The 26547-nt window shown below is 64.2% G+C and carries 24 protein-coding genes and 3 pseudogenes; 22 read left to right on the top strand and 5 right to left on the bottom strand.

All coding sequences use genetic code 11. The features are described 5' to 3' along the window. Nucleotides 1–178: 178 nt before the first annotated feature. Nucleotides 179–1138: a LysR family transcriptional regulator gene (locus GTK01_RS10690; RefSeq protein ID WP_252925874.1), complete on the bottom strand. Its 960-nt coding sequence runs from the start codon at nucleotides 1136–1138 to the stop codon at nucleotides 179–181. A gap of 146 nt (nucleotides 1139–1284) precedes the next feature. Here GTK01_RS10690 and GTK01_RS10685 point away from each other — a divergent pair, with 146 nt between their 5' ends. The 17 genes and pseudogenes from GTK01_RS10685 (at nucleotide 1285) to GTK01_RS10605 (ending at nucleotide 16123) form a co-directional block, all read left to right on the top strand. Beyond that, nucleotides 1285–2067 carry an ABC transporter substrate-binding protein gene (locus GTK01_RS10685; RefSeq protein ID WP_252925873.1) on the top strand — a complete coding sequence of 261 codons (783 nt, stop codon included), beginning with the start codon at nucleotides 1285–1287 and terminating at the stop codon, nucleotides 2065–2067. A gap of 69 nt (nucleotides 2068–2136) precedes the next feature. Continuing rightward, the gene (locus GTK01_RS10680) at nucleotides 2137–2784 is read left to right on the top strand and encodes an amino acid ABC transporter permease (protein ID WP_252925872.1); all 648 of its coding nucleotides are present in this window, start codon (nucleotides 2137–2139) and stop codon (nucleotides 2782–2784) included. A gap of 10 nt (nucleotides 2785–2794) precedes the next feature. Next, nucleotides 2795–3454 carry an amino acid ABC transporter permease gene (locus tag GTK01_RS10675; RefSeq protein ID WP_252925871.1) on the top strand — a complete coding sequence of 220 codons (660 nt, stop codon included), beginning with the start codon at nucleotides 2795–2797 and terminating at the stop codon, nucleotides 3452–3454. Continuing rightward, a complete protein-coding gene (locus tag GTK01_RS10670; protein ID WP_305883886.1) occupies nucleotides 3451–4215 on the top strand; it encodes an amino acid ABC transporter ATP-binding protein in 765 nt (254 codons plus the stop codon). Before GTK01_RS10675 ends, GTK01_RS10670 begins: the two co-directional genes overlap by 4 nt. Nucleotides 4216–4223: 8 nt before the next feature. Then, nucleotides 4224–5876: a N,N-dimethylformamidase beta subunit family domain-containing protein gene (locus GTK01_RS10665; RefSeq protein WP_252925870.1), complete on the top strand. Its 1653-nt coding sequence runs from the start codon at nucleotides 4224–4226 to the stop codon at nucleotides 5874–5876. After that, complete coding sequence (locus GTK01_RS10660) at nucleotides 5873–7258, top strand: aspartate aminotransferase family protein (RefSeq protein ID WP_252925869.1); 1386 nt, start codon at nucleotides 5873–5875, stop codon at nucleotides 7256–7258. Before GTK01_RS10665 ends, GTK01_RS10660 begins: the two co-directional genes overlap by 4 nt. 9 nt (nucleotides 7259–7267) lie before the next feature. Beyond that, on the top strand, nucleotides 7268–8215 hold the full coding sequence (locus GTK01_RS10655; RefSeq protein WP_252925868.1) for a 3-keto-5-aminohexanoate cleavage protein: 948 nt from the start codon (nucleotides 7268–7270) through the stop codon (nucleotides 8213–8215). After that, nucleotides 8215–8718 carry a GNAT family N-acetyltransferase gene (locus tag GTK01_RS10650; protein WP_252925867.1) on the top strand — a complete coding sequence of 168 codons (504 nt, stop codon included), beginning with the start codon at nucleotides 8215–8217 and terminating at the stop codon, nucleotides 8716–8718. Before GTK01_RS10655 ends, GTK01_RS10650 begins: the two co-directional genes overlap by 1 nt. After that, nucleotides 8715–9755, top strand: coding sequence for a histone deacetylase family protein (locus GTK01_RS10645; protein WP_252925866.1), 1041 nt, complete (start codon nucleotides 8715–8717; stop codon nucleotides 9753–9755). Before GTK01_RS10650 ends, GTK01_RS10645 begins: the two co-directional genes overlap by 4 nt. A 236-nt stretch (nucleotides 9756–9991) precedes the next feature. Continuing rightward, nucleotides 9992–10240 (top strand): annotated as a pseudogene (locus GTK01_RS10640) (ABC transporter permease subunit); the annotation flags it as partial. Then, a pseudogene (locus GTK01_RS10635) lies at nucleotides 10240–10389 on the top strand (ATP-binding cassette domain-containing protein); the annotation flags it as partial. The pseudogenes GTK01_RS10640 and GTK01_RS10635, both read left to right, overlap by 1 nt. Nucleotides 10390–10393: 4 nt before the next feature. After that, nucleotides 10394–10890: pseudogene (locus tag GTK01_RS10630) on the top strand (aminotransferase class III-fold pyridoxal phosphate-dependent enzyme); the annotation flags it as partial. 69 nt (nucleotides 10891–10959) lie between these two features. Beyond that, on the top strand, nucleotides 10960–11838 hold the full coding sequence (gene rfbA, locus GTK01_RS10625; protein ID WP_252925865.1) for a glucose-1-phosphate thymidylyltransferase RfbA: 879 nt from the start codon (nucleotides 10960–10962) through the stop codon (nucleotides 11836–11838). Then, the gene (gene rfbC, locus GTK01_RS10620) at nucleotides 11831–12433 is read left to right on the top strand and encodes a dTDP-4-dehydrorhamnose 3,5-epimerase (RefSeq protein WP_252925864.1); all 603 of its coding nucleotides are present in this window, start codon (nucleotides 11831–11833) and stop codon (nucleotides 12431–12433) included. The genes rfbA and rfbC overlap by 8 nt, the downstream gene beginning before the upstream one ends. Further along, nucleotides 12430–13488, top strand: coding sequence for a dTDP-glucose 4,6-dehydratase (rfbB, locus tag GTK01_RS10615; RefSeq protein WP_252925863.1), 1059 nt, complete (start codon nucleotides 12430–12432; stop codon nucleotides 13486–13488). Before rfbC ends, rfbB begins: the two co-directional genes overlap by 4 nt. Before the next feature lie 8 nt (nucleotides 13489–13496). Continuing rightward, a complete protein-coding gene (gene rfbD / locus GTK01_RS10610; RefSeq protein ID WP_371924327.1) occupies nucleotides 13497–14387 on the top strand; it encodes a dTDP-4-dehydrorhamnose reductase in 891 nt (296 codons plus the stop codon). 365 nt (nucleotides 14388–14752) lie between these two features. Next, nucleotides 14753–16123: an aspartate aminotransferase family protein gene (locus GTK01_RS10605; protein ID WP_252925861.1), complete on the top strand. Its 1371-nt coding sequence runs from the start codon at nucleotides 14753–14755 to the stop codon at nucleotides 16121–16123. A 92-nt stretch (nucleotides 16124–16215) separates the two neighbouring features. On the opposite strand, the gene GTK01_RS10600 is transcribed toward GTK01_RS10605, so the two are convergent. From GTK01_RS10600 to GTK01_RS10585, 4 genes are all read right to left on the bottom strand, one after another. After that, nucleotides 16216–16587: a DUF6481 family protein gene (locus GTK01_RS10600; RefSeq protein WP_252925860.1), complete on the bottom strand. Its 372-nt coding sequence runs from the start codon at nucleotides 16585–16587 to the stop codon at nucleotides 16216–16218. 160 nt (nucleotides 16588–16747) lie between these two features. Then, a complete protein-coding gene (locus tag GTK01_RS10595) occupies nucleotides 16748–16957 on the bottom strand; it encodes a cold-shock protein (RefSeq protein WP_252925859.1) in 210 nt (69 codons plus the stop codon). A 236-nt stretch (nucleotides 16958–17193) separates the two neighbouring features. Further along, nucleotides 17194–19236, bottom strand: coding sequence for a TRAP transporter permease (locus GTK01_RS10590; protein WP_252925858.1), 2043 nt, complete (start codon nucleotides 19234–19236; stop codon nucleotides 17194–17196). A gap of 104 nt (nucleotides 19237–19340) precedes the next feature. Then, entirely contained in the window at nucleotides 19341–20357 is a 1017-nt protein-coding gene (locus GTK01_RS10585) for a TAXI family TRAP transporter solute-binding subunit (RefSeq protein ID WP_252926008.1), read from the bottom strand. 620 nt (nucleotides 20358–20977) lie between these two features. On the opposite strand from GTK01_RS10585, the gene GTK01_RS10580 reads away from it, so the two are divergent. From GTK01_RS10580 to GTK01_RS10560, 5 genes are all read left to right on the top strand, one after another. Then, nucleotides 20978–22609: an ABC transporter substrate-binding protein gene (locus GTK01_RS10580; RefSeq protein ID WP_252925857.1), complete on the top strand. Its 1632-nt coding sequence runs from the start codon at nucleotides 20978–20980 to the stop codon at nucleotides 22607–22609. A 107-nt stretch (nucleotides 22610–22716) separates the two neighbouring features. Continuing rightward, nucleotides 22717–23718, top strand: a complete 1002-nt coding sequence (locus GTK01_RS10575; protein ID WP_252925856.1) for an ABC transporter ATP-binding protein — start codon at nucleotides 22717–22719, stop codon at nucleotides 23716–23718. Next, nucleotides 23715–24701, top strand: coding sequence for an ABC transporter ATP-binding protein (locus GTK01_RS10570; RefSeq protein ID WP_252925855.1), 987 nt, complete (start codon nucleotides 23715–23717; stop codon nucleotides 24699–24701). The genes GTK01_RS10575 and GTK01_RS10570 overlap by 4 nt, the downstream gene beginning before the upstream one ends. An 8-nt stretch (nucleotides 24702–24709) precedes the next feature. Further along, complete coding sequence (locus tag GTK01_RS10565; RefSeq protein ID WP_252925854.1) at nucleotides 24710–25636, top strand: ABC transporter permease; 927 nt, start codon at nucleotides 24710–24712, stop codon at nucleotides 25634–25636. 10 nt (nucleotides 25637–25646) lie between these two features. Then, nucleotides 25647–26528 carry an ABC transporter permease gene (locus GTK01_RS10560; RefSeq protein WP_252925853.1) on the top strand — a complete coding sequence of 294 codons (882 nt, stop codon included), beginning with the start codon at nucleotides 25647–25649 and terminating at the stop codon, nucleotides 26526–26528. Nucleotides 26529–26547 lie beyond the last annotated feature (19 nt).

Raw genomic sequence — 26547 nt, 5'->3', positions numbered from 1 at the left:
GGAACTTGGAAGGCTGTCGTCGTCGTGGCGCGTCTCACGAGACGAGGCATCCGGCGATTCTGGCGCCGAGTTCCCTCATGGCGGCAAGCCTTCCTTCCCTATGGCGGCAACCCTTCCCCATGGCGAACACGGATTCCGTTGCTCCCTGGAGGGGTCCTGCCCGCGAACCGCACATCGATCAGGCGCCGTAAGTCCGGTCGTCGAACGGGGTCTGCTCGATCAGGTCCGTCAAGGTGCCAATCAGCGCGCGTTCGGCGCGGTTGAGTACCTTCTCCGCGTTCGTCAGCAGGTAGATGTCGATCGCGGGCAAGGCAGCGTATGGGGGCAGGGGCCATAGCAGGCCGTCTGCGACGTCGCGGCGCGCGACATGGAGCGGCAAGGGCCCGATGCCCAATCCCGCCAGGATCATCCGCCGGACCTCCTCGAGACTCGACGAGACGCCGACCACGTTGGCGTCGAGCTTGGCCTCGCTGCGCAGAAGCGCCACCGGACGCAGCGCATCGGAGATGTGGTCGGTCTGAAAGGATACCGAAGATTCGCCCTCCAAGTCCGCCAAAGTGAGGTTCTGGCGCCCGTACAGCCTGTGGCCGGGGCCGCAGAAGAAGCCGAAGAACTCGCGGTAGAAGGCGAGGTAATCGAGCGCGGGATCGCGCTGGCTGACGAGGCATATGCCGAACGAGGCCCGCCGCTCGCGCACCTGCTTGGTGACCTCGACGCTGGGCGCGACGGACAGCGTGATGCTGGCCCGCGGATAGGTGCGATGGAAGTCGCCGAGCGCGCGGTCGAGGAGCGGTGATACGACATGGCTCGCCAATGCGATAGTGACATGGCCGGTCACGTCATCGCTGACGCCCCGCATCAGGAGCGGAAGCTGCGAAATGGTGCCGAACACCTCGACGCTCTGTTCGTAGAGCAGGCGGCCGACATCCGTAAGTTCGAACCGGGTCGCGTCACGCTCGACCAGCTTGCGCCCGAGCCGGGCTTCGAGGCGGCGGAGCGCATTGCTCACGCTCGGCTGCTTGAGGTTTAGGCGCTCGGCTGCGCGCGTGATGCTCTTGACCTCCGCGATGACCACGAACGTCCGCAGCAGGTTCCAGTCGAGTTCCCAGATCAGTCGATCGTTTCGTGATGGCAGCATTCTCGAAATCTATCCTGATTATTTCGATTATCTATTTGCGCAATGGATATGGCAAGGCAAGGATGCAGTTCGGTAGCGTCGCTGGACGCGTCCCAAGAATGACAATGACTTCGCGCGCCACATCCAGAGGAACAAAGGAAAGCCGAATGAAATCGCTTCTCTCCGGCATCGCCGCCGCCGGCCTGCTGATCGCCTCCGCCTTCGCGGTATCGCCCGCAATGGCCGAAGACCTCGAGGCTATCAAGTCGGCCGGCACCATGAAGATCGCCATGACCGGCCAGTATCCGCCGTTCAATTTCGTCAACGACCAGAACGAGGTTGTCGGCTTCGACGCGTCGATCGGCATGGAAATCGCCAAGCGCATGGGCGTCGAGGGCGAGATCGTGACGACGGCCTGGGACGGCATCATCGCCGGGCTGCTCGCCAACAAGTTCGACACCATCGTCGGCTCGATGACGATCACGCCCGAACGCGAGAAGGCCGTCGATTTCGTCGGCCCCTACTATCATGCCGGCCGCGCGGTCTTCGTCATGGACGACGCCGAGGTCCAGGCGCTCGATGACCTGAAGGGCAAGACGCTCGGCGTCACGCTGGGCGAAACGCACGAGAAGTGGGCGCGCGAGCAGGGCGGCTGGGACATCCGCACCTACAAGGGCCTTCCCGAGCTGATGCTGGAACTGAAGGCTGGCCGTGTCGACGCCATCGTCGTCGACAACATTCCGGTGATGGTGGCCATCAAGGAAACCGGCGACAAGATCCGCCGTCTCGACACGCCGGACATCGAAGGCGGCAGCGTCGCCATCGGCATCGCGATCCGTAAGGACAATCCGGAACTCAAGGCAGCCATGCAGGCCGCACTCGACGAGATGATGGAAGACGGCACCTACGAAAAGATCGCCATGGAATGGGTCGGCAGCGACATTCGCTGATCCCTCGCCATGAGACTTCCGGGCCGATGACCGGCCCGGAAGCTCCCCGATTTGCCCGGAGCTCTCCGCATGGACCTTGCGCTGATGCAGCGCGTCTTCCCGTTTTTCCTGGAAGCCGCCCTGGTCACGATCCAGATTTCCGCCTTGGCACTTTTGCTCGGTCTCGTGGTGGCTGCCTTGGCCGCGTCGGCGAAGCTGTCGCGCTCGGCTCCGGTGCGAATGATCGGGACGGTCTATGTCAGCGTCTGGCGGGGCACGCCGTGCCTGATCCAGCTCTTCATCCTCTATTTCGGCGGTCCGCAGATCGGCATCAATCTGGAGCCGTTCGCTGCCGGCGTCATCGGGCTCGGCATGAACATCGGCGCCTACATGGCCGAGTCGATCCGCGGCGCGATCCTTGCCGTAGATCGCGGCCAGGCGGAAGCGGCGCGCACGATCGGCTTCGGACGGCTCGACACGATGAGCCGGGTGATCCTGCCGCAGGCCGCGCGCCTGATGATCCGGCCGCTTGGCGTCAACGCGGTCGCGCTGGTCAAGGGGTCGGCGCTCGTCTCGACGATTTCGGTCATCGAGATGACCTACACGGCGCAGCGCTTCATCGGTTCCACCTACAAGCCGTTCGAGATCTTCGCCGTCGCGGCACTCCTCTACATGATCATCGTCTACGCCGTCGCCCGCACCGTCGATCTGATCGACAATCGCTACGAAATCGTCTGAGGGGCGGCATATGCAAGGCTTGGATTTCTCCGTCGTCCTCCCCTATGCCGGCATCCTGTGGATGGGCGTCTGGTGGACGGTCGTGCTCACCGTTTCGTCGGCTGTCGTGAGCTTCATCTTCGGCATCGTCTTCGCTGTCACCCTTCTCTATGCGCCGAAATTCGCCACTTATCCCGTCCGGGCGTTCATCTGGCTGTTCATGGGAACGCCGCTGCTCCTGCAGCTCTTCCTGATCTATTACGGCCTCGTCCAGATCGGCATCGATGTTCCGGCACTCGCAGCCGGCATCATCGGGCTCGGACTGCATTTCGCCGTCTACAATGCCGACATCCTGCGCGCCGGCATCGTCGCGGTCGATCCGGGCCAGGCCGAAGGCGCGCGCAGCATAGGCTTCAGCCGGTTGCAGACGCTGCGCTACGTCGTCGTGCCGCAGGCCGTGCGCAACACCGCACCGCCGATCGGCAGCAACATGATCGCGCTCCTGAAGGAATCCTCGCTCGTTTCGGTCATCGGCATCGCCGAACTCGTCCACGCCGCCCAGCTCGGCATCAGCGAGACGTTCCGTCCGTTCGAATTCTACCTCACGGCGGCGGCGCTCTATTACATCTTGAATCTCGTCCTCGAAGCGGGCTTGCGCCGGGTCGAGCGGAAAGTGGAGGTCTCGCGATGACCGATTTGCGGCCGATGGTCGAAGTGAAGGGCGCGCGCAAATCCTTCGGCGCGCTCGAAGTGCTCAAGGGCATCGACCTGTCCGTCGATCGCGGCCAGATCGTCGCAATTATCGGGCCGAGCGGTTCGGGCAAGTCGACCCTGCTGCGCTCGATCAACCATCTCGAAACGTTGAACGCGGGCGAGGTCTGGCTCGACGGGGTGCTGGTCAACCAGCCACTGAAGGGCGGGGCCTTCGAGCGGCACATCAATGCGGTGCGCCAGCAGATGGGGATGGTGTTCCAACACTTCAATCTGTTCCCGCACCTCAGCGTGCTCGACAACATCACCATGGGACCGATCGTTCTCAAAGGAACGAGCAAGCGCGATGCGCGTGGCTTGGCCGAAGAGCTTCTCGCAAAGGTCGGACTTGCCGAGAAGATCGACGAATTTCCCTCGCGGCTGTCCGGCGGGCAGAAGCAGCGCGTGGCGATCGCCCGCGCGCTGGCCATGCAGCCCAAGGTCATGCTCTTCGACGAGGCGACCTCGGCGCTCGACCCCGAACTCGTCGACGAGGTCAACGCGGTCATGAAGCAGCTTGCCGCCGAGCACATGACCATGCTGATCGTCACGCATGAAATGCGCTTTGCTGGCGAGGTCGCCGACCGGGTGCTCTTCATGGATGGCGGGGTCGTGGTCGAGGAAGGCGCGCCGCAAGACATGTTCCGCGCGCCGCAGCACGAACGCACCCGCACCTTCCTGCGCAAATATCTCGCCGCCTGATGGACGCCATGAGCAAGAACGACTTTCCCGATTTCCGGCTGACGCCCGAGCAGCGCCGCGAGGCGGTCCTCGGGCACTATTACGAATATCCCGGCATGGACGGCGAGCGCGGCGAAATCTGGTGCTACACCGACGCCTATGCCTACGCGCCCGGCGCGACGGTTCGCCTGCAGGTCAGCTCGACGGCAGAACGCTACCGGCTCGAAATCGTCCGCGACGGTGGCGTCGAGACGCCGATCATGGCGCGCGAAAATCTCTCCGCCCGCTGGCAGGAGACGCCCGACCAGTGTTCAGTTACAGGCTGCGGATGGGAGACCTCGTTCGAGTTCACGGTCGATCCGGACTGGCCGTCCGGCGGCTACCGCCTCACGCTGACGGCCGAGGGCCGCGACGGCAGGCCGATGCACTGCCATCATTTCTTCATCGTCCGCCCCTCGCCGGGCCGCAAGCCAGGCCGGGTTTTGCAGGTCGCCGCGACCGGCTCCTGGACTGCCTACAACACCTGGGGCGGGTCGAACCATTACCAGGGCATCACCGGCCCGGACCGCAACCAGTATGCGACGACGGTCAGCATCGAGCGTCCGTTCTGCCGGGGCTTCGTCGTCCTGCCGCCGGACGCGCCACGCGTGCCGCTCGAAATCCACACGCCGCTCGCGACTGCGCCGCGCTATCCGCACATGGAATGGGCCTATGCCAACGGCTACTCGAAGAAATACGCCTCGTCCGGCTGGGCGAGCTATGACAGTCATTTCTTCCGCTGGGCGGAACGGCAGGGCTACGGCGTCGATCTCGTCAGCCAGCACGAACTCCATTTCACGCCCGAAATCCTCGACGGCTACGACTGCGTCGCCTTTCTCGGCCATGACGAATACTGGACGTGGGAGATGCGTGACGCCGTCGACACCTATGTCGAGCGCGGTGGCAGGGCCGCCCGCTTTGCCGGCAATTTCATGTGGCAGACGCGCCTCGAGGACGGCGGTAAGCGGCAGGTCTGCTACAAATATCGCGCGCGTGCCGAAGACCCGGTGTTCCAGTCGGGTGATCCGACGCGCATGTCCGGCTCCTGGGAGGACGAGGCGATCGGTCGTCCGGGTGCCAGGACGTTCGGACTCAACGCTACGTCAGGGCTCTATGTCGGCTGGGGTGGCTGCGCCCCGCGCGGCGCGCGCGGCTTTCCCGTCTATCGCCCCGAACACTGGGCGTTCGCCGGTACCGGCATTTATTATGGCGACATTCTTGGCTCCGAAGGCCACGCTTTCGGCTACGAGGTCGACGGGCTCGACTACGTGATCCGAGGTGGGCTGCCCGAGCCGACGGAAGACAGCGGCGCTCCCGAAGGCCTGCAGGTTCTGGCGCTCGGCATGTCGTCGCTCAAGGAAGAAAGCGCCGACATCCCGGCCGACGACCAGTTCCTATCGGACGCCGACGCCAAATTCGTCGCCCGCACCCTCGTCGGCGACGACGGCGATGCGGCGGTCGACCGCGTCAAGCGAGGCTGCGGCATGATCGTCAATTTCCCGCGCGGCAAGGGCGAGGTCTTCCACGCCGGTAGCTGCGAATGGGTCGCGGCGCTGAAGCGCGGCGACGCCATGGTCGAGCGCGTAACCGCAAACGTCCTCGACCGCTACCTTGGCTCCTCTTCGCGACAGGCGCATCCATGACCGCTGCCACACCCTTTGCCATTTCGTCCGAACCGTCGCGTCCGGCCTCGCACCTCTTCTACATGATGCGCCTTCGCCGGCCGCTCGTCGATAGGGCGGAGGGCATCTATCTGTGGGACACGCAGGGCCGGCGCATGATCGATGGGTCGAGCGGGGCGATGGTGGTCAATGTCGGTCACGGCAACCGCAACGTCATCGAGGCCATGAAGCGGCAGATGGAGCGGGTGACTTTCGCCTACCGGCTGCATTTCGAGAACGAGCCGGCGGAGGAACTCGCGCGCCGCATGGCCGAAAAGATGCCGGGCGATCTCGACCGGATCTTCTTCGTCTCGGGCGGGTCAGAGGCGGTGGAATCCGCGATCAAGCTGGCGCGGCAATGGGCGGTGGTGACCGGACAGGCAAAGCGCTGGAAGGTGATTTCGCGGTTTCCGTCCTATCACGGCGGCACGATGGGCTCTCTCGCGGTGACCGGCGACCTCGCGCTGACGGAGACGTTCGCGCCGCAGATCCGCGACATGCCGACGATCCCGGCGCCACGCGCCTATCGCGACCGCGACAACTTCGCGATGGAAGAGCGCGGGCTTCGCTACGCCGACATGCTGGAGGAAAAAATCCTCGCCGAAGGTCCCGAAAGCGTGCTTGCCTTCATCATGGAGCCGATCGGCGGCGCCGCTACCGCAGCGCTTGTTCCGCCCGACAGCTACTTCCCGCGCATCCGCGAAATTTGCGACAAATATGGCATCCTGCTCATCCACGACGAGGTGATGACCGGGGCAGGGCGCACCGGACGCTATCTCGGTGGCGACCACTGGAACTGCCGGCCAGACATCATCACGCTCTCGAAGGGCATTGGCTCGGGCTATGCGCCGCTCGGCGCGATGGCCGCGTCGCGGCGGCTGGTCAAGCCGGTCCTCGATGCGGGCGGCTTCCAGCACGGCTACACCTATGCTGGGAATCCGCTCTCCTGCGCAGCCGGCCTCGCCGTCCTCGACGAGACCGAACGGCTCGGCTGCGTCGACAACGCGGGGAAGATGGGCGATCTGCTCAAGAGCGAGCTTGAATCACTCGCCAAGCTCTATCCCTTCATCGCCGGCGTGCGCGGCAAGGGACTGCTCATCGGCGCCGATCTGGTCTCTGATCCCGAGACCTTCGCGCCGCTGCCCAAGGCCAGGAATGCCAACCAACGGCTAGTCGACCTCGCCTACGAGCGCGGCATGATCATCTATTCGCGGCGCATCCGTGGCGACGGCATCGAGGGCGACAATTTCATTCTTGCGCCGCCCCTGATCATCACCGCCGGACAGGTCGGCGAGATGATTGCGATCCTCGCCGATTCCCTCGACGCGCTCGCGACCGAGCTCGACCTTCCCGTCAATCGCTGAAGGCAGACCATGGCTTCCAAGAAGACGAACGACCGCAAGGTCATCATCACCTGCGCGGTCACCGGCTCGGTTCACACGCCGACCATGTCGCCGCATCTGCCGCTGACACCCGACCAGATCGCGTCCGATGCGATCGCCGCCGCCGAAGCGGGCGCGTCGATCCTTCATCTTCATGCGCGCGATCCGAAGGATGGCCGTCCCTCGGCAGATCCCGAAGTCTTCATGCAGTTTCTGCCGCGCATCAAGCAGTCGACGGACGCGGTGATCAACATCTCGACGGGCGGGTCGTCGCTGATGACGGTGGAAGACCGGCTTGCCGCATCGCTGCGCGCCAAGCCCGAAATGTCGTCCTTCAACATGGGCTCGATGAATTTCGCGCTGTTTCCCGCGCTCGACAAGCAGACCGAATGGAAGCACGACTGGGAGCCGAAGCTGCTCGAAGCGACGCGCAGTTCGATCTTCCAGAACACCTTTGCCGACATGGAGCACACCTTGTCGGCGCTGGGTGAAGGCTGCGGCACGCGGTTCGAATTCGAATGCTACGATGTCGGGCACCTCTATTCGCTTGCTCATCTGCGCGACCGCGGCCTGGTGACGGGGCATATATTCGTCCAGTTCGTGTTCGGAGTGCTGGGCGGCATCGGCGCCGACCCCGAGAACCTGACCCACATGAAGCGGATCGCGGACAAGCTTTTCGGCGACGACTACAGCTTCTCTGTGCTGGCGGCGGGTCGCCATCAGATGCCAATGATCACGATGGCGGCGGCAATGGGCGGCAATGTCCGCGTCGGGCTGGAGGACAGCCTATATGACGGGCGCGGCACGTTGGCGAAATCCAATGCCGACCAGGTGCGCCGCATCCGCGCCGTCCTCGAAGCGCTGTCGCTGGAGATCGCGACGCCCGGCGAAGCGCGGGAACTTTTGGGATTGAAGGGCGGCGACCGGGTCGCATTCTGATGGCTGCCCTGTTTGCAATCCGCCCGGCGCTCGAGGCAGACGTGGACACGATTCACGCAGCGCTTCTGCAACTGGGCGATGCGCTCGGCCAGCGCGAGAAGATCACCGTCACCGCCGGGGACTTGCGCCGCGCCGGCTTCGGCCCCGAACCGGCCTTCCATGGGTTGATTGCGGAAGCGGAAGGCGTTCTGGCGGGACTGGCGCTGTTCTTCCCTATCTTCTCGACATGGCTCGGGCGGGGCGGCGTTTTCGTTCAGGACCTCTACGTCGCCGGCGAGTTTCGCGGGCGCGGGGTGGGCGAGGCGCTCGTCCGCGCAGTCGCGGCATGGTCGGCAGAGCGCGGCGGCGCCTATCTGCGGCTATCCGTCGACGTCACCAACCTTCGTGCGCAGACCTTCTACGAGCGCGTCGGGATCACATATCGGGAGGACGAGCGGGAGCGTGGCGCCTATGGCGATGCATTCCAGAACCTTCTGCGCGCAAACAAACAGGAGCGGCCGTGAAAGCCTATTACGCTGACGAACAGAAGCACCACGATCCCAAGGCGTTCCTTTCGAGCGGTGCGCCCCAGCCGAACCCGGAGCAGCCCGAACGCGTCGAGCGGCTGCTTGCTGGCGCTCGCGCGGCAGGGCTCGAGATCGAGCGCCCGCGCGACCACGGCCTTGGCCCCATCGCCGCGGTCCACACGCCCGAATATCTCGATTTCCTCGAGCACATCTACGCGCGCTGGCAGCACATCGCGGGTGCATCGGCGGAGGTGATCCCCAATATCCACCCGATCGCGCGCGGCGGCAGCTATCCGGCGTCGGCCGTTGGCCAGGCCGGCTACCACATGGCGGATACGGCCTGTCCGATCTCTGCCGAGACGTTTCAGAGCGCGTGCTGGAGTGCCTGGAGCGCGGTCGATGCGGCCGACGCGGTGGCGACGGGGTCGTCGGCTGCCTATGCGCTTTGCCGCCCGCCCGGCCACCACGCCTTCGCGGACGTCGCCGGTGGGTTCTGCTTCTTCAACAATTCGGCGATCGCTGCCCAGCGTCTGCTGGCAGGAGGGGCGGAAAGGGTAGCTATCCTCGACGTCGACCTCCACCACGGCAACGGGACCCAGGGCATCTTCTACGCGCGGTCCGACGTGCTCACCGTCTCGATCCATGCCGACCCGGTGCGCTTCTACCCGTTCTTCTGGGGCCACGCCGACGAGAGGGGCGAGGGGCCGGGGCTGGGCTACAACCTTAACCTGCCGCTGCCGCGCAAGTCCGGCGATGACGAGTTCATGGCCGTGCTGGAGCCGGCACTGCGCCGCATCCGAGCGTTCGCCCCTAGCGCGCTGGTGGTCGCGCTCGGGCTTGACGCGTTCGAGGGAGACCCATTCGGCGGACTTTCGGTGACCACCCCGGGGTTCGCACGGATGGCCGCCGCGATCGCCGGCCTCGGCATGCCGTCGGTCATAGTACAGGAGGGCGGCTATCTCTGTGACGCGCTCGGCGCTAATCTGACAGCGTTTCTGGGTGCGTTCCAATCATGCATGACTGGCCGCATGTAGCATTGTTTGCTGCGATGCAAGCCGCCGCCTGTCGACGTGCCTATTTCCGCGCATCCAGACGACGGTCAGGCTGACATGCATAAGCCGGCGTTATAATAGCCAGAGAGAGTGGCGATGGGGCTTATTCCGAGCATTTGCTGGAGAATGCCGAGAGATCAAGCGACGCACGCGAACTCTGCCAATCGTCTGCTCTGACAGTCTTCAACCTCCTTCAGCCGTCCAAGACGGGGGGCGATGTCATGGCCTCGCTGTGGATGGCGACCGCCGTGCGCACCGAGGCCTCGCTCGCCTTCATCGGGCTGGGGCTCGCGCCACCCACGCCGACATGGGGCGGCATGGTGCGCGACGGCTTCGACAACATACTGAGCGCATTCCACCTCGCGCTCATCCCGAGCCTCGCGATTCTCTTTCTGGTGCTGGCGTTCAACCTGATCGGCGATGGCCTGCGCGATGCCATCGATCCCCGGCTGAAGGATGCATCGTAATGGACCAGAAGCCCGTCATTTCGGTTCGCAACCTGAGCATCTCGTTTGGCCGCAACACGGTCGTTCACGACCTGAATTTCGACATCGCGCCCGGCAGTACCCTGGCGATGGTCGGCGAATCGGGCTCGGGCAAGAGCGTCACCTCGCTAGGACGTGCTGGCGCGTGGGACGGATGAGAACGGACCGATCGGCCATGGCTGGACCTATTCGGCGCACCCGATCGGGGCGGCGGCGGGCGGCGCCAATCTGAAGCTGATCGACAGCCTGGGCTGTCATGAATGCCGGCGAGACCGGTGCCTATCTCGACACTGAAATGCGCAAGGCGCTGGTCGACCATGCCCATGTCGGCGACGTGCGCGGCCAGGGTATGCTGTGCGCGGTCGAGTTCGTCGAAGACCGCGACAAGCGATCGATTTTCGATCCGGCGAGAAAGATCGGTCCGTCGGTCGCGGCCGCTCTCCTCAAGCGCGGCGTTATTGCCCGGGTGATGCCGCAGGGCGATATCCTCGGCTTCGCGCCGCCGCTTTGCCTGACGCGCGGAAGCAGACGGGATCGTCCAGAAGACGGCAGAGGCGGAGGGCGAAGTGCTCGGCCCCCTGCTGGCCTCGATCAGATCTTTCATAGGTAATTCGGTCTATATATATCTATAATTGCGGCTGCAAATCTTAAGTATTATTGATGTAATTCGATCAATGAATACTAGGATTCGGGGTGGGGTCTTGAAGGGTATCGTCCTTGCGGGTGGCGCCGGCACGCGGCTGTTTCCACTGACCATTGCCGTGTCGAAGCAGCTTTTGCCGGTCTACGACAAGCCGATGATATATTACCCAATCAGTGTGCTGATGCTGGCGGGAATTCGTGAAATGCTAATCATCAGCACCCCGCGAGATAAGCCCGCTTTCGAGATGTTGCTGGGTGACGGGTCGATGTTCGGCGTGGACATCTCCTATGCGGAACAGCCAAGCCCCAACGGCCTTGCCGAGGCCTTCATCATCGGGCGGGATTTCGTCGGCACCGACACGGTCGCACTCGTGCTCGGCGACAACATCTTCTACGGCGCGGGGCTTTCGGGGCTTTGCCAAGAGGCGCGCTTGAAGGCGGCCGGGGCGACCGTCTTCGCCTATTGGGTTGACGATCCCGAGCGCTACGGCGTCGTCTCGTTCGACCCTCGCTCCGGCATGGCCGAGACGATCGAGGAAAAGCCGGCCCGCCCGAAGTCGAACTGGGCTGTGACCGGACTTTATTTCTACGACAACGACGTGCTCGACATCGCGGCAGGCATCACGCCTTCGACGCGCGGCGAACTGGAGATCACCGACGTCAACAACGCTTATCTCGCACGCGGCGACCTCAACGTCGCGCGCCTCGGCCGTGGCTATGCATGGCTTGATACTGGCACGCATGACAGCCTGCACGAGGCAACGGCCTTCGTGCGGACGATCGAAAAGCGACAGGGCATCAAGGTGATGTGCCCCGAGGAGATCGGCTTCGCACTCGGCTACCTGACGGACGAGCAGCTCATGAAACGGGCCGATGCGCTCGGCAAGACCGAATATGCAGCCTATCTGCGACGACTGAAGGATATCGTCCGTGCTTGAGGTGCGCCCGCTCGCCATTCCCGAAGTGCTGGAAATCGTGCCGCGCAAGTTCGGCGACGCGCGCGGCTTCTTCTCGGAAACCTACAGTTCGCGGCACCTGCAGGAAGCGGGGATCGATCTCGTCTTTGTCCAGGACAACCATTCCTATTCGGCCGCCAAGGGCGTTTTGCGCGGGCTGCACTATCAGTTACCACCCCATGCGCAGGACAAGCTGGTGCGCGTCGTCAGGGGCGCAATCTTCGACGTTGCGGTCGATATCCGCGCGGCATCGCCGACCTTCGGCCACTGGGTGGGCCTCGAGGTTTCAGCCGCCAGATGGAACCAGATTCTTATCCCACGCGGATTTGCCCACGGCTTCGTCACGCTCGAGCCGGATACGGAGGTCATCTACAAGGTGACGGACCTCTACGTTCCGGCCTGCGACCGAAGCATTCGTTTCGACGACCCGCAGATTGGGATCGCGTGGCCGGTCGATAGGGCCGATCTTCACCTTTCCGCCAAGGATGAGGCGGCGCCTTCGTTCGGCGCAGCCGAACTTTTCGGCCGGGCAGCGAGGCCCGGCCTTCTCGAACGCGAGCAGGAGGGCGCGACATGAACATTCTCGTTACGGGTGGTGCGGGTTTCATCGGCTCTGCCGTCATCCGCCACCTCGCCGGCCGGCAGGGTGTCAGGATCGTCAATCTGGACAAGCTGACCTATGCGGGCAATCTCGCCTCGGTCGGCGCGGCCGCGTCGTCATTACAATATCGCTTTCACCAAGCGGACATTTGTGACGATGCAGCGGTGCTCGAAATCCTGAGAGCCGAAGAGATCACGCATATCATGCATCTGGCCGCCGAAAGCCACGTCGACCGCTCGATCGACGGGCCGGGCCAGTTCATCCAGACCAACATCGTCGGCACGTTCAAGCTGTTGAATGCAGCCCTGGCTTACTGGCGGGGACTGACGGGAGAGCGGCGCGATGCGTTTCGCTTCCACCACGTCTCGACCGACGAGGTCTTCGGCGACCTGCCGTTCGACAGTGGCATCTTCACGGAGGATACGCCCTATGGTCCCTCATCGCCCTATTCGGCTTCCAAGGCCGCGTCCGATCATCTGGTCCGCGCGTGGCATGTGACCTATGGCCTACCGGTCGTCCTATCGAACTGTTCCAACAATTACGGTCCCTGTCATTTTCCCGAAAAGCTCATTCCGCTCGTGATTCTGAACGCGTTTCACGAGTGCGAGATCCCAGTTTACGGACAGGGCAGCAACGTGCGCGACTGGCTCTATGTCGATGATCACGCGCGCGCGCTCGAAATGGTTGCAACGAAGGGACGGCCGGGCGAAAGCTACAATGTCGGCGGACGTGCGGAGCGGACCAATCTACAGGTCGTCGAGACGATCTGTGATCTTCTCGATCAGCGGCGACCACGTGCAGATGGAACGAGCTACTGTGACCTGATCCGGTTCGTTCCTGACCGCCCGGGTCACGACCGTCGGTACGCCATCGATCCGTCGAAGATCGAGCGCGATCTTGGCTGGCGCGCACGGGAAACGTTTGAAACCGGTATCGCCAAGACGATCGACTGGTACCTTGAAAACAGGTCGTGGTGGCAACCGATCCGGGAGCGCTCCTATGCAGGGGAGAGGCTCGGCAGGGTCGCCTGAACATGGTTCTGCGGCTTCTCGTAACGGGCAAGAACGGGCAACTCGCGACGGCTCTGGCACGAGCGGTTTCGCATGACATTGAGGTTGTTTGCGCCGGCCGGCCCGAACTCGACATTACCAACGCCCCGTCCATCCGCGCCGCGATCACGCGTCACCGACCCGATATCGTGATCAACCCTGCCGCTTATACAGCGGTCGACAGGGCCGAAAGCGAACCGGACATCGCCTTCGCCGTGAACCGCGACGGAGCCGGCAATGTTGCGGCGGAGGCGGCGCAGGCATCGCTGCCAATCGTCCATGTCTCGACCGACTATGTCTTCTCGGGTGAAGGAAGCCTGCCCTATGTCGAGACGGATGCGACCGGCCCGATCGGCATATACGGGGCCTCTAAGCTGGCTGGAGAAGCGGCGGTCATGCGGGCCAATGACAGGCATGTGATCCTGCGCACCTCCTGGGTCTATGCGCCATGGGGCAACAACTTCGCGCGGACGATGCTGCAGCTGGCGGAGCATCGGGATGTCGTGCGCATTGTCGCCGACCAGTCGGGAGCACCGACTTTTGCGCCAGATATCGCGGCCGGCATTCTCGCGGTCTGCGGTGCGATTGCCGACCGGGCCTCGCAATCCGACTGGCGCGGTGTTTTCCACATGACGAATGGCGGCCACACGAGCTGGGCCCGTTTCGCCGAAGAGGTGTTCGCACGGTCGCGGGAAGCGGGCGGAGCCTTTGCGGCCGTTAAGCCGATCGCCACCTCGCAATATCCCACGCCCGCCAAGCGTCCAGCGAACTCACGCCTCGACAATCGTCAGTTCAATATGACCTTCGGGCATGAACTGCCGCACTGGCGCGACGGCGTTCGCCGGTTCGTCGATGCCACCTATCGGAATAGAACCTCCTGACCTCGGACCAGTCAGCGCGTTCCCCAATGTCGGCAGTCGCCATACGCAACTGCATAAGTTGCATCACCGCGATGACAACGAGGATCGTAGCGCCGAGCAACGTCGTTGTCCGTTCCGCGCCACCATCAGGATCGAAGGGGCCGCTCGATAGCCGAGCGACGCAATTAGGTAGCCGGATAATGAAGCCGAACGTGTCATGATGCCGAGCGTCGCGACGATGCAGGCAGGCAGGCACGCCTTGGAGGGTGAAACCTTCGGCGACGATCAACCGCGACGGCAAGAAGACGAAATTGTTGGCACAAGGGTTTTCCTCGTCCCCGCCGCTGGTCCATAACCGGCGCAACCCAAACTCAAGGAGCCAAGCGATGCTGAAGAACGACATGCTCGACCAGTGGGACCGCGCGCATTTCTTCCACCCGTCGACCCATCTCGCCCAGCACGCCCGCGGCGAGTCGGCTTCCCGCATCATCACCGGCGGCAAGGGCGTCTTCATCGAGGACCGCGACGGCAACCGTCTCCTCGACGCGTTTGCGGGTCTCTACTGCGTCAATGTCGGCTATGGGCGCCCCGAGATCGCGGAGGCGATCGCCGAACAGGCAAAGGAGCTCGCCTACTACCACGCCTATGTCGGCCACGGCACGGAAGCGTCCATCACGCTTGCCAGGATGGTGCTGGAACGCGCGCCGAAGAACATGTCGAAGGTCTATTTCGGGCTCGGCGGCTCGGACGCCAACGAGACCAACGTCAAGCTCGTCTGGTACTACAACAACATTCTCGGCCGACCGGAAAAGAAGAAGATCATCTCGCGCTGGCGCGGCTATCACGGCTCGGGGCTGGTGACGGGGTCGCTGACCGGCCTGAAGCTCTTCCACGACAAGTTTGACCTGCCGCTGGAGCGCATCCTCCATACTGAGGCGCCCGATTTTTTCCGTCGAGCGGACCGGGGCATGAGCGAGGCCGAGTTCGTCGCGCATTGCGCGGACGAACTGGAAAAGCTGATCGCGCGCGAAGGCGCGGATACGATCGCGGCCTTCATCGGCGAGCCGGTTCTGGGAACCGGCGGCATCGTGCCCCCGCCTGCCGGATACTGGGCGGCGATAGAGGCGGTGCTGAAGAAGCACGACATCCTGCTGATCGCCGACGAGGTCGTCACCGGCTTCGGGCGTCTTGGGACCATGTTCGGCTCCGACCACTACGGCATCGCGCCGGACATGATCACGATCGCAAAAGGCCTGACCTCGGCTTATGCGCCGCTGTCCGGATCGATCATCTCGCAGAAGGTCTGGAAGGTCCTCGAGCAGGGCACTGACGAGAACGGCCCCATCGGCCATGGCTGGACCTATTCGGCACACCCAATCGGGGCCGCGGCCGGCGTGGCGAATCTGAAGCTGATCGACAGCCTGGGACTGGTCAACAACGCCAGCGAGACGGGGGCTTACCTGAACGCCGAGATGCGCAAGGCGTTGGGCGGCCATGCCCATGTCGGCGACGTGCGTGGAGAGGGGATGTTGTGCGCTGTCGAATTCGTCGAGGATCGCGACAAGCGCACGTTCTTCGATCCGGCGAAAAAGGTCGGGCCGTCCGTCGCGGCATCCCTCCTAAAGCGCGGTGTCATCGCCCGCGCGATGCCGCAGGGCGACATCCTCGGCTTCGCCCCGCCGCTCTGCCTCACGCGCGCGGAGGCAGACGAGGTCGTGAGCAAGACGGCCGAGGCGGTCAGGGAAGTGCTTGGCTGACCGGCCTGCCGGCCGCGCTCGAACGGGGCGCGGCACCGGGGCCGCCGTGAACGACCGCGCGGTACGTGGAAACGGCGCGCGGCTTGACCCACCTAACGCTGGCGCTGCTTGCGTGCGGCGTAGCGGGCGTCACGCTTGCTCTTCAGTTCGGCTTCGTAGTCGAGCAACTGCTTGACCATCGCACGGTCGCTTTCTTCCTTAGCGACCATGGCCGCCTTGGAGGCTGCTTCGGCTTCGGCGCGCTCTTCGAGCTTGATGCGCTCCAGCCGTTCGGCTTCCTCGCGCTTTTCCTGGTCGCGCTCGGCCGCGCGTTCGGCCCGTTCGCGCGAGATGCGCGCGCGCTCCGACTGCCTTGCGAGAACTTCCGGAGAATCGATCGCGGGCCTGGCCTTGAACTTCGCGAGGAGATCTTTCTTCGCCGCGTTGGAGGTCGCAAGCCGTTCGGCGAGCGTCTGGTTCTTCATGGGTGACAATTCTGTACTTTCCTCAAAGAGATTGGAGCAACGAGCGTGGCTCGATGCTCAGGGACAAAAAAAGGCCGGACATGTGTCCGACCTTTTTGCCATCTCGCTGGACGCGCCAGTACATCCGTGGTCGCGGCCATGAAACGATAGGCCTGCTGACTTATGCGGCCTGCAGGTTTTCGGCGGCCGTCTTGCCGTTGCGGCGGTCAACGACCGCTTCAAACGAGACCTTCTGGCCGTCGACGAGGGTGCTCATGCCCGAGCGCTCGACCGCAGAGATGTGAACGAACACATCGGCTCCGCCGCCGTCCTGCTCGATGAAGCCGAAGCCCTTGGTGGAGTTGAAGAACTTAACTGTACCGGTAGCCATGACGATTTCCTTTCAATCGACAAAGGGTGCTGAGCCCGCAACCGAATGCCGCAGGCCGTCAGATCGAAGTTGAATAGGAAGATCGCGAATGGCGCGAAGCGCGAAAACAATATTCGTCAGCAAGATCGATCCTGCAGATGTAGGCCCTTTCGATCGGGAATACAAGGGATAGCTGCCTGGCCCGACATTGCGCCGAGCGGCAGAGGCCATTGCCGGCCTCTGTCGCCTTCTTGTTGCTACCGCGTTCCGGCGCCGGCAGTCGCCATACGCAACTGGACGAGTTGCATCACGGCGATGGCGATGAGGATCGCCGCGCCGAGCAACGTCGTCGTCAGTTCCGGCGCGACCATCAGGATCGCCGCGACCGCCAGGAGGGGCCGCTCGATGGCGCGAAGCGGCGCGATCAGATAGCCGGAGAACGCAGCCGAAAGTGCCATGATGCCGAGCGTCGCGCCGATGAAGGCAAGCAGGAACGCCTCGAGGGTGAAGCCTTCGACGACGATCAGGAGCGACGGCGAGAAGACGAAAACGAACGGGATCAGCACCTTGCCGATGCCGAGCCGGAAGGCCGTGTTGCCTGCCTTGAACGGGTTTGCGTTGGCAATCCCTGCGGCGGCGTAAGCCGCAAGCGCGACCGGTGGCGTGATGTCGGCGAGGACGCCGTAGTAGAAGACGAAAAAATGCGCGACGAGTGGCTGCACGCCGAGCATGCCGAGGATCGGCGCCGCGACCGTCACCATAATCAAGTAGTTCGCGGTTGTCGGGATGCCGCAGCCCATGAGTACGCACACGATGCCCGTCAGGAAAAGCGTTATCACGAGGGTCAGTGTCGCCGGCTGCATCAGCTCGAACGGGATGAAGGGCTCGATCGCACCCGCCCACGCAGCGGCGGTCGAAGTGACGATGTAGGAAACCTTGAAGCTGACCCCGGTCAGCGTGACGACGCCAATGACGATGCCCACCGTCGCCGCAGCGGCACCGACCGCAAGGGCGAATTTGGCGCCGAGAACGAAGCCGGCGAAGATGTCGCGGACGGTGATGCGGTTGCGCGGATTGGCAAGGCCGATGACCATGCAGGCCGTGATGCCCCAGAAAGCGGCGAGATAGGGCGTGTAGCCGTTCATCAGGACGCCGATCAGGATGAAGAGCGGGATCACGGTCGGCCAGTCATGGCGCAGCACGGACCACACGCGCGGCAGTTCGTCCGCGGTGAGGCCGCGCAGCCCCAGACGCTTGGCCTCGAAATGCACCTGCATCAGTACGCCGAAGAAATGCATGAAGGCAGGAACGAGCGCGGCGATCAGGATGTCCGTGTACGGGATGCCGAGGAACTCGACCATAAGGAAGGCGGCAGCGCCCATGACGGGCGGCGTGATCTGCCCGCCGGTGCTCGCGGCGGCCTCCACGGCGGCGGCGAAGTGGCGCGGATAGCCGACACGGATCATGGCCGGGATCGTCAGCGACCCCGTGGTCACGGTGTTGGCAATGGATGAACCTGAAATCGAGCCGAGAAGAGCCGAGGACAGGACCGAGACCTTCGCCGGACCGCCCGAAAAGCGGCCCGCAACGGCCGATGCGAGGTCGATAAACAGCTTGCCGAGGCCCATCCGGGTCGCAAGCACGCCGAAGAGCACGAAATGGAAGACATAAGTCGCCACGACCCCGACAGGCAGGCCGAAGATGCCCTGGCTGGTGAGGTAGAGATGGTTGACGAGGCCGGACCAGTTCGTGCCCGGATGGACGAGGATGCCGGGCGCGCTGCGCCCGAAAACCGCATACAACATGAACAGGCAGGCGATGACGGGCAGCGGCCAGCCCATGGAGCGGCGCGTGGCTTCGAGAAGAACGACGATCAGGATCGTGCCCATCGCGACGTCGATCGGCAGCGGATTGCCGACGCGGAAGGCGAGGTCCTGGAAGATCCACGGGACGTAGAGAACGGAGACTGCGCCGGCAATGGCGAAGATCCAGTCGAGGAGGGGGATGCCGCCCGGACGCAGAAGCGAGGATTTATAGAGCGTCTTCTGACCGGTTGGCGTCGCCGCGAACACGATAAAGATAAGCGCGATCACAAAGGCCATGTGCACGCCGCGATGCGTGACCTCACGCAGGAGGCCGAAGCCGGCCGTGTAATAGTGAAAGACCGACAGCGTGAACAGCAGACAGGCGGTCAGCCAGCCCACGGCAGGGCCGAGCGGGCGGAATCGCACCTCCGGGTCGAACTTTTCTTCGAGTTCGGCAAGGTCGGGCTGATCCGTATCGGTCGCGGACTTGGTCATCGCTGTCGCTTTGCAGGTTCATGGAAAAGCAGATGCCATTCGCCGAGCGATCGGCGAATGGCATGGCAAGGGCGGACGGGCCGCACCGCTGCCCGGTACCGGGATTATTCCGCGAGGAGGCCGGCTTCCTTGTAGAACCGCTCGGCGCCCGGATGGAGCGGAATGCCGACGCCTTCGAGCGCGGTTTCCTTCTTGATCGACGCGCCCTTGGCGTGGCCGTTGTCGAGCAGCGCGCGCGAATTGTCGTTCCACAGCGCCTTAGTGATCTCGTAGATCAGGTCGTCCGGCTGTTCGGCGCTGGTCACCCACTGGGCGCCGACGCTGATGCTCTGGACATCGTCCGTCACGCCTTCATAGGTGCCGCCGGGGATGACGTGCTCGGCGAAGAAGCCGTATTCTTCCAGCAGCGCTTCGGCTTCCGGTCCTTCGATCGGGACGAGGACGATGTCCTGGCTGGTCGCAAGCTCGGTGATCGCACCGGCCGGGAAGCCGCCGACGAAGAAGAACGCATCCATGTTGTTGTCGCGCATCAGGTCGGCCGCCTGATTGGGCTTCAGAAACTCCGCCTCGACATCGTCCTCCGACAGGCCATAGGCCTCGAGGATGATGCGTGCGTCGACCAGCGTTCCCGAACCCGGCTCGTCGAGCGAGACCTTCTTGCCGGCGAGGTCGGCCACCGAGTTGATGCCAGCGTCCGCGCGGGCGACGAGGTGGATGCTTTCCGGATAGAGGTTGGCGATGGCGCGGATGTTGTCCAGCGCGCCCTTGCCTTCGAAAACGCCTGTGCCCGTATGCGCCCAGTAGGCGACGTCGGACTGCGAGAACCCGGATTCGATCTGGCCGCTGGCGATGCCGTTGATGTTGGCGACCGAGCCGTTGGAGGCGAGGGCCGTTGCGACGACGCCCGGCGCGCCACAGCTTCCGCCTTCATCGCAGGCGCGCGAGCCGGGCGGGTTGGAAATGGCGTTGGAGAGAAGGCCGCCGATCGGGAAATAGGTGCCGGCGGTGCCGCCCGTGGCGATGCGGAAGAACTGGATGTCCTGCGCGAGGGCAGGCAGGGCCGCAAGGCCGCCCGCGAGCGACAGGATGGCCACGGTCTTTGCCAAACCGCCAAATTGAATGGTCATTGTTCTCTCCTTGGTCTGAATAATGTCCCCGGAAGATCTCGTTCGATCTCTGGCTGCTATCTTTCTGCTCGAGGGGGAGAGCGCAAGCCTCATTCTTGCCATTGTTCACACCGTGTCGCCGCCGTCGGCAGCTTGAGCCATTCGATTTTTGAACCTGTGCCAGCGCCGGCGTCATCGCAATCGCGCCGCCACGCCCCTCGATGATGCATGAGAGGTCGAGTGCCAGATGAGCCATAGGAAATAGCGGCATCGGGTAGTCCGAGAGCAAGAAACGGGGCACCGGCTTTCCCATCACATCGTGCCGCCCGGCGTCACATGCGCGTAACATTGATGACCTAGACCCGGCATCAAGTCGGTTTCACCTGAATGCCGATGACGGTTGAAGGTTCGGCTCGCTCTTGCGGGACGCCTTCCTTTTGGTGAAGCCCACGAGGCGGCGAGCATTGTTCATGTCTGCTGAAGTCCTCATCGTCGACAGCCCGATATTCGGCACGGGTTAGCCCCGCAGCCGATTGATGGCCGCCTCGGTCAATAACGAACCCCGAACGCCTCCACCGCGCGCGAACCCCTTCGTGCGGGAGCGGCACCTTATTGCCTGGAAGAAGGATACGCAGATGCTGAACATCAACAGACGCCGCGCCATCGGCCTGATGGGGGCCGCCGCGAGCACGCTTGCCTTGCCGCGCATCGGCTCGGCGCAGGGTGAGCGCCGTTCGATCACGGTTGCCGTGCAGAAGATCACCAACAACAACACGCTCGACATCTGGAACGAGCAGTCCAATGTCGGCGAGCGCGTCTTCTTCCCCAATCTTTGGGAAGGCCTGATCCTGCGCGACTGGATGGGCGATCAGGGCCCGGTCCCGGGCCTTGCCACCGAATGGACCCGCATCGACGACAAGACGCTGGAACTGAAGCTGCGCCAGGGCGTGAAGTTTCACAATGGCGACGAGATGACCGCCGAGGACGTGGCGTTCTCCTTCTCCGCCGAGCGCGTCTTCGGCGACACCCAGCCGGCCGGCGGCGAAACCGTCTTCGCCGAACAGCACCAGCCCGCAACCGCGCGCGAACTGCCCGCTGCCGTGCCCGGCGTCGGTCGGCGCCTCTGGCCCGCCCTTGCCGGCGTCGAGATCATCGACTCGCATACGGTGCGCTTCCACAACGCGACGCCGGACGTGACCCTCGAAGGGCGCCTCTATGCCTATGGCAGCCAGATCGCCAGCCGCCGCGCCTGGGACGAGGCGGCGAGCTATGCCGACTGGGCGCGCAAGCCGGTCACGACTGGCCCCTACATGGTCGGCGAATACCGGCCGGACGTCTCGCTGACCCTGGTCGCCTTCGACGACTATTGGGGCGGCCGTCCACCGCTTGAGGAAATCCGCTTCGTCGAGGTTCCCGAGGTCGCATCGCGCGTCAACGGTCTCATCTCCGGCCAGTACGACTTCGCCTGCGACCTGCCGCCGGACCAGATCAGCGCCGTCCAGTCGACGCCGGGCTTCGAGGTCCAGGGCTCGACCATCCTCAATCACCGTGTCTCCGTGTTCGACATGCACCATCCGGTTCTGAAGAACCCGCTGGTGCGCCGCGCACTGACCCACTCGATCGACCGTCAGGCGATCGTCGACGCACTTTGGGGTGGCGAGACCGTAATCCCGGCGGGCCTGCAGTTCGAATCCTTCAAGAGCAGCGACATGTTCATCGAAGGCTGGAACGTGCCCGAGTTCGATCTCGACCTCGCCCGCGACCTCTTGCAAGAGGCCGGGTACAACGGCGAGCCGATCCCGTACCGCCTGTTGAACAACTACTATACCAACCAGACCGCCACGGGTCAGATCCTCGCCGAGATGTGGCGCCAGGCCGGCCTCAATGTCGAGATCCAGATGGTGGAGAACTGGGGTCAGATCATGGAAGAGGGCGAGCGCGGCATCCGCGACTGGTCGGCCTCGGCCAACATCAACGACCCCGTCACGCCTATGGTGGCCCAGTTCGGCCCGAACGGCCAGGTGCAGCAGTCGCGCGAATGGACAAATGACGAGGTCAACAGGCTGTCGGTCGTTCTGGAAACCAGCACGGATCATGAGGAGCGCCGCAAGGCCTTCGCCCGCATGCTGGAAATCTGCGAGCGCGAGGACCCGGTCTACACAGTTCTCCACCAGAATGCGGTCTTCACCGGAATGAAGTCGGATCTGAAGTGGAAGGCCGCCCCGGCATTCGCGATGGATTTCCGTACCGAGAACTGGCACCTTTGAGGCCATCCCGACAGCACCGGCGACCCGCTCGCCGGTGCTGTTTCATTTTCGCCCGCGCGTGACGGGCGCTGCGATACGAACCACCTGTTCGAGGGATGAAGAACGCGATGCGATCCAATCTCGTGGAATTGTGCGACCTCAAGGTCGCATTCGACGGAACCACCGTCCTGCATGGCATCGATCTTGATGTCGCGCCGGGCGAGGCGCTCGGGCTCGTCGGCGAATCGGGCTGCGGCAAGTCCGTCACCTGGCTGGCGGCACTCGGACTGCTGCCCGGCAAGGCGACCGTGACCGGCTCGGTCAAGGTCGAGGGGCGCGAAATGCTCGGCCAGCCGCGCGCCGCGTTGGAGGGTATCCGCGGTGGAAAGATCGCGATGATCTTCCAGGACCCGTCGAGTTCGCTCAACCCGGTGCTGCGCGTCGGCCGCCAGATCGTCGAGGCGCTGTCGATCCATCGCGGCCTTGGCGGCGCGGCGGCGCGGACGGAAGCGCTGCGCCTTCTCGATATGGTCGGCATTCCCGATGCGCGCGGGCGCTTCGACCTGTTCCCGCACGAATTTTCCGGCGGCCAGTGCCAGCGGCTGATGATCGCGATGGCGCTTGCAGGCCAACCGGACCTCTTGATCGCGGATGAGCCGACGACCGCGCTGGACGCAACGATTCAGGCGCAGATCCTCGATCTTCTTGCCGACATCCGTGCGGAGACGGGGATGGCGACGGTCTTCATCAGCCACGATCTCGGCGCGGTCTCGCAGGTCTGCGACCGGGTGTGCGTGATGTATTCGGGGCGGATCGTCGAAGCGGGCGGGATCGACGAGCTGTTCGCCCATCCGCGTCATCCATATACGCGCGGCCTCTTCGACGCGATCCCGCAGATCGACGGACCGCGAAGCCGGCTGATCCCCATTCCCGGCACCGTGCCGAACCCGAAGGCGATGCCCACGGGCTGCGCGTTCTCGCCGCGCTGCTCGCGCGCCATGGACGCGTGCGGCAGCGGCGTTCCGGAACTGACGGCCGACACTAACGGACGGCTGCTCGCCTGTCGCAACCCTGTCCCGGTTCCGCAACAAGGCCGGAAACCGGCAAGGGTGCTGGAGGCGGCGCTTTGAGCGCGCCACTGATCGAGGCCAGCGATCTGGTCAGGATTTACCACAGCCGCAAGAGGCTGTTTTCGAAAGCGACCGACACGCGCGCCGTCGACGGCGTATCCCTGAAGGTGATGCCAGGCGAGACGCTGGGCATCGTCGGGGAATCGGGTTCGGGCAAGTCGACCCTCGGCCGGATGCTGCTCGGCATCGACCCGGCGCAGGCAGGCGAGGTGAGGTTCGACGGCAAGCCGATGCCGCGCCTTGGGACGGCTGAGTGGCGCGCGCTTCGCGCCCGCATGCAGCTCGTCTATCAGGACCCGCTGGCCGCTCTCGACAAACGCCTGCCGATCGCCAGCCAGATCGGCGAGCCGCTGGAGATCCACAAGCTCGCCGGCTCGGCTGAGCGTGAAACATGTGTTGCGGAGCTGATGGCCGCCGTCGGTCTGCGCCCCGACCAGGCGGAACGCTTTCCGCACGAGCTTTCCGGCGGCCAGCGCCAGCGCGCCGTCATCGCCCGCGCCCTGGCCTCGCGGCCGCAGCTCTTGGTCTGTGACGAGCCGGTCGCCGCGCTCGACGTGTCGATCCAGGCACAGGTCGTCAACATGCTGCGCGACCTGCAGGAGGAGAGCGGCATCGCGATGATCTTCATCAGCCACGACCTCAAGGTCGTGCGCAACATCGCCGACCGCGTCGCCGTCATGTATCTCGGCCACATCGTCGAAGAGGCGACCTCGAACGTCCTTTTCCGCGCGCCGCGCCATCCCTACACGAAGGCGCTGGTCTCCAGCGTGCCGGTGTCGGGTCAGCGCCTGAAGGACCGCACCATACTGCAGGGCGAACCGCCGAACCCGGCCGACCGTCCGTCCGGCTGTCCGTTTCATCCGCGCTGCCCGCTCGCCGCCGCCGTTTGCCGCGCCGAGACACCGCCCCTGCGCTGGGTTGGCCCGAACCGGAGTGCAGCCTGCCACATGGTCTCGCCCGAGCCCACCTCCGTTGCCGCATAGGGGAAGCGATGATCAACTTCGTACTCTCGAGGCTCGTGCGCGCGATAGTCACGATCTTCGCCGTCATGACCTTCGCTTTCGTGGTGCTGCGGCTTTCCGGCGATCCGGCGCAGGTGATGCTCGGTCCGGACGTGCCGACGAGCGCGATCGAGGCGTTCCGCAGCCGGTGGGGCCTCGACCAGCCGCTTTGGATGCAATACCTCGCCTATATCCGTTCCATCCTTACGGGCGATTTCGGCACTTCGATGCGTGACGGCATGCCGGCAGCCAGGCTCGTTCTCGAGCGCATTCCATCGACGCTGCAGCTCACCGTTCCCGCGCTTGTGCTCCAGCTTGCCATTGGCATTCCCGCCGGCGTCTACGCCGCCTTGCACCGGCAAAGCGCGACCGATCGCGGCGTGATCTTCCTGTCGGTTCTGGGGTTCACCGTGCCCTCCTTCGTGCTCGGCCTGCTGCTCGTCCTGGTCTTCGCGGTGACGTTCGCCATCCTGCCTTCGGGCGGTTATGGAAGCTGGCAGCATGCCATCCTGCCGGCGCTCACGATGAGCATCGGCGGCATCGGCATACTGGCGCGGTTTTCGCGCAGCGCGATGATCGAAGTGATGGGCCAGCCCTACGTGCGCACCGCCTCGGCCAAGGGGATGGCCTGGCGGGACGTCGTGTGGCGCCATGCGCTGCCGAACGCGGCGGTGCCGATCGTCACCATCGTCGGCTTCATGGTCGGCTCGCTGATCGCCGGCGCCGTGGTGGTGGAATCGATCTTCTCCTGGCCCGGCATCGGGCGTCTGCTCGTCGTCTCCGTCACCAACCGCGACCTGCCCGTCGTGCAGTGCATCCTCCTCATGATCGCCTCGGCCATGGTGGTCTCCAACCTGATCGTCGACCTCCTCTATGGCTGGCTCGACCCGCGCCTGCGTTCGCAGGCGGCACATTGAGGAGCGCGTCATGACCGTGATCGACACCGCCACTGCCCAACGTGGACGCGGCTTTGCCGAACGGCTTCTCCTGCGCACGCGGAACGCGGCGCCGTTCAGCGTTGGCCTCGGCATCATCTGGCTCGCCGCAATGGTCTTCATCGCGATCTTCGCAGACGTATTGCGGCCCTACGGCATTACTGCGATGGACCTTTCGAGCCGCCTCGTCGGCCCGGGCCATCCGACACACTGGCTCGGCACCGACGAGCTTGGCCGCGATGTCCTTTCGCGCCTTCTCCAGTCCATCCGCATCTCCCTGGTCATCGCCTTCGGTGCGACCATCCTGTCGGCCGTCTTCGGTACGGCGCTAGGCTTTGCCGCCGCCAAGTTCCGCGGCGTCGTCGAGCATCTGGTCCTGGCGCTCGCCGATTTCCAGGCGGCATTGCCGTTTCTCATCATGTCCCTGGCGCTGCTCGCCTTCTTCGGCTCGTCCATGTGGCTTCTTGTCTGCCTGATGGGCTTCTACGGCTGGGAGCGCTATGCCCGCATCGCGCGCGGACTTGCGATCTCCGCTAGCGCGCAGGGTTATGCATCGGCGGTCGTGCAACTCGGCGCAACGCCCATGCGGGTCTACTTCCGCCACATCCTGCCGAACATTGCCTCGACGCTGATCGTCTCGATGACGCTGACCTTTCCCGAGATCATCTTGATGGAAAGCGGGCTGTCCTTCCTCGGGCTCGGCGTGCAGCCGCCCCAGTCGAGCCTCGGCAACATGGTCGGGTTCGGGCGCGAATACCTGACCACCGCACCCTGGATCATGCTCGCCCCCGCGATGATCATCATGCTGACGACGCTCTCGATCTCGCTGGTCGGCGACTGGTTGCGCGACAAGCTCGACCCGACTGTTCGCTGAAATCCACATCAACCTTCAA

Source organism: Aliihoeflea sp. 40Bstr573, from assembly GCF_024105655.1.
Taxonomy (GTDB): Bacteria; Pseudomonadota; Alphaproteobacteria; order Rhizobiales; family Rhizobiaceae; genus Aliihoeflea.
Note: the sequence above shows the minus strand (reverse complement) of the source record. Positions and strands in the feature narration are given on the sequence as shown.

Coding starts and splice junctions, on each gene's coding strand:
- GTK01_RS10605 (WP_252925861.1), top strand. CDS start 14,753: ATGCTGAAGAACGACATGCTCGACCAGTGGGACCGCGCGCATTTCTTC.
- GTK01_RS10660 (WP_252925869.1), top strand. CDS start 5,873: ATGACCGCTGCCACACCCTTTGCCATTTCGTCCGAACCGTCGCGTCCG.
- GTK01_RS10665 (WP_252925870.1), top strand. CDS start 4,224: ATGAGCAAGAACGACTTTCCCGATTTCCGGCTGACGCCCGAGCAGCGC.
- GTK01_RS10600 (WP_252925860.1), bottom strand. CDS start 16,587: ATGAAGAACCAGACGCTCGCCGAACGGCTTGCGACCTCCAACGCGGCG.
- GTK01_RS10580 (WP_252925857.1), top strand. CDS start 20,978: ATGCTGAACATCAACAGACGCCGCGCCATCGGCCTGATGGGGGCCGCC.
- rfbB (WP_252925863.1), top strand. CDS start 12,430: ATGAACATTCTCGTTACGGGTGGTGCGGGTTTCATCGGCTCTGCCGTC.
- GTK01_RS10590 (WP_252925858.1), bottom strand. CDS start 19,236: ATGACCAAGTCCGCGACCGATACGGATCAGCCCGACCTTGCCGAACTC.
- GTK01_RS10650 (WP_252925867.1), top strand. CDS start 8,215: ATGGCTGCCCTGTTTGCAATCCGCCCGGCGCTCGAGGCAGACGTGGAC.
- GTK01_RS10595 (WP_252925859.1), bottom strand. CDS start 16,957: ATGGCTACCGGTACAGTTAAGTTCTTCAACTCCACCAAGGGCTTCGGC.
- GTK01_RS10655 (WP_252925868.1), top strand. CDS start 7,268: ATGGCTTCCAAGAAGACGAACGACCGCAAGGTCATCATCACCTGCGCG.
- GTK01_RS10675 (WP_252925871.1), top strand. CDS start 2,795: ATGCAAGGCTTGGATTTCTCCGTCGTCCTCCCCTATGCCGGCATCCTG.
- GTK01_RS10670 (WP_305883886.1), top strand. CDS start 3,451: ATGACCGATTTGCGGCCGATGGTCGAAGTGAAGGGCGCGCGCAAATCC.
- GTK01_RS10575 (WP_252925856.1), top strand. CDS start 22,717: ATGCGATCCAATCTCGTGGAATTGTGCGACCTCAAGGTCGCATTCGAC.
- GTK01_RS10680 (WP_252925872.1), top strand. CDS start 2,137: ATGGACCTTGCGCTGATGCAGCGCGTCTTCCCGTTTTTCCTGGAAGCC.
- GTK01_RS10685 (WP_252925873.1), top strand. CDS start 1,285: ATGAAATCGCTTCTCTCCGGCATCGCCGCCGCCGGCCTGCTGATCGCC.
- GTK01_RS10560 (WP_252925853.1), top strand. CDS start 25,647: ATGACCGTGATCGACACCGCCACTGCCCAACGTGGACGCGGCTTTGCC.
- GTK01_RS10690 (WP_252925874.1), bottom strand. CDS start 1,138: ATGCTGCCATCACGAAACGATCGACTGATCTGGGAACTCGACTGGAAC.
- GTK01_RS10565 (WP_252925854.1), top strand. CDS start 24,710: ATGATCAACTTCGTACTCTCGAGGCTCGTGCGCGCGATAGTCACGATC.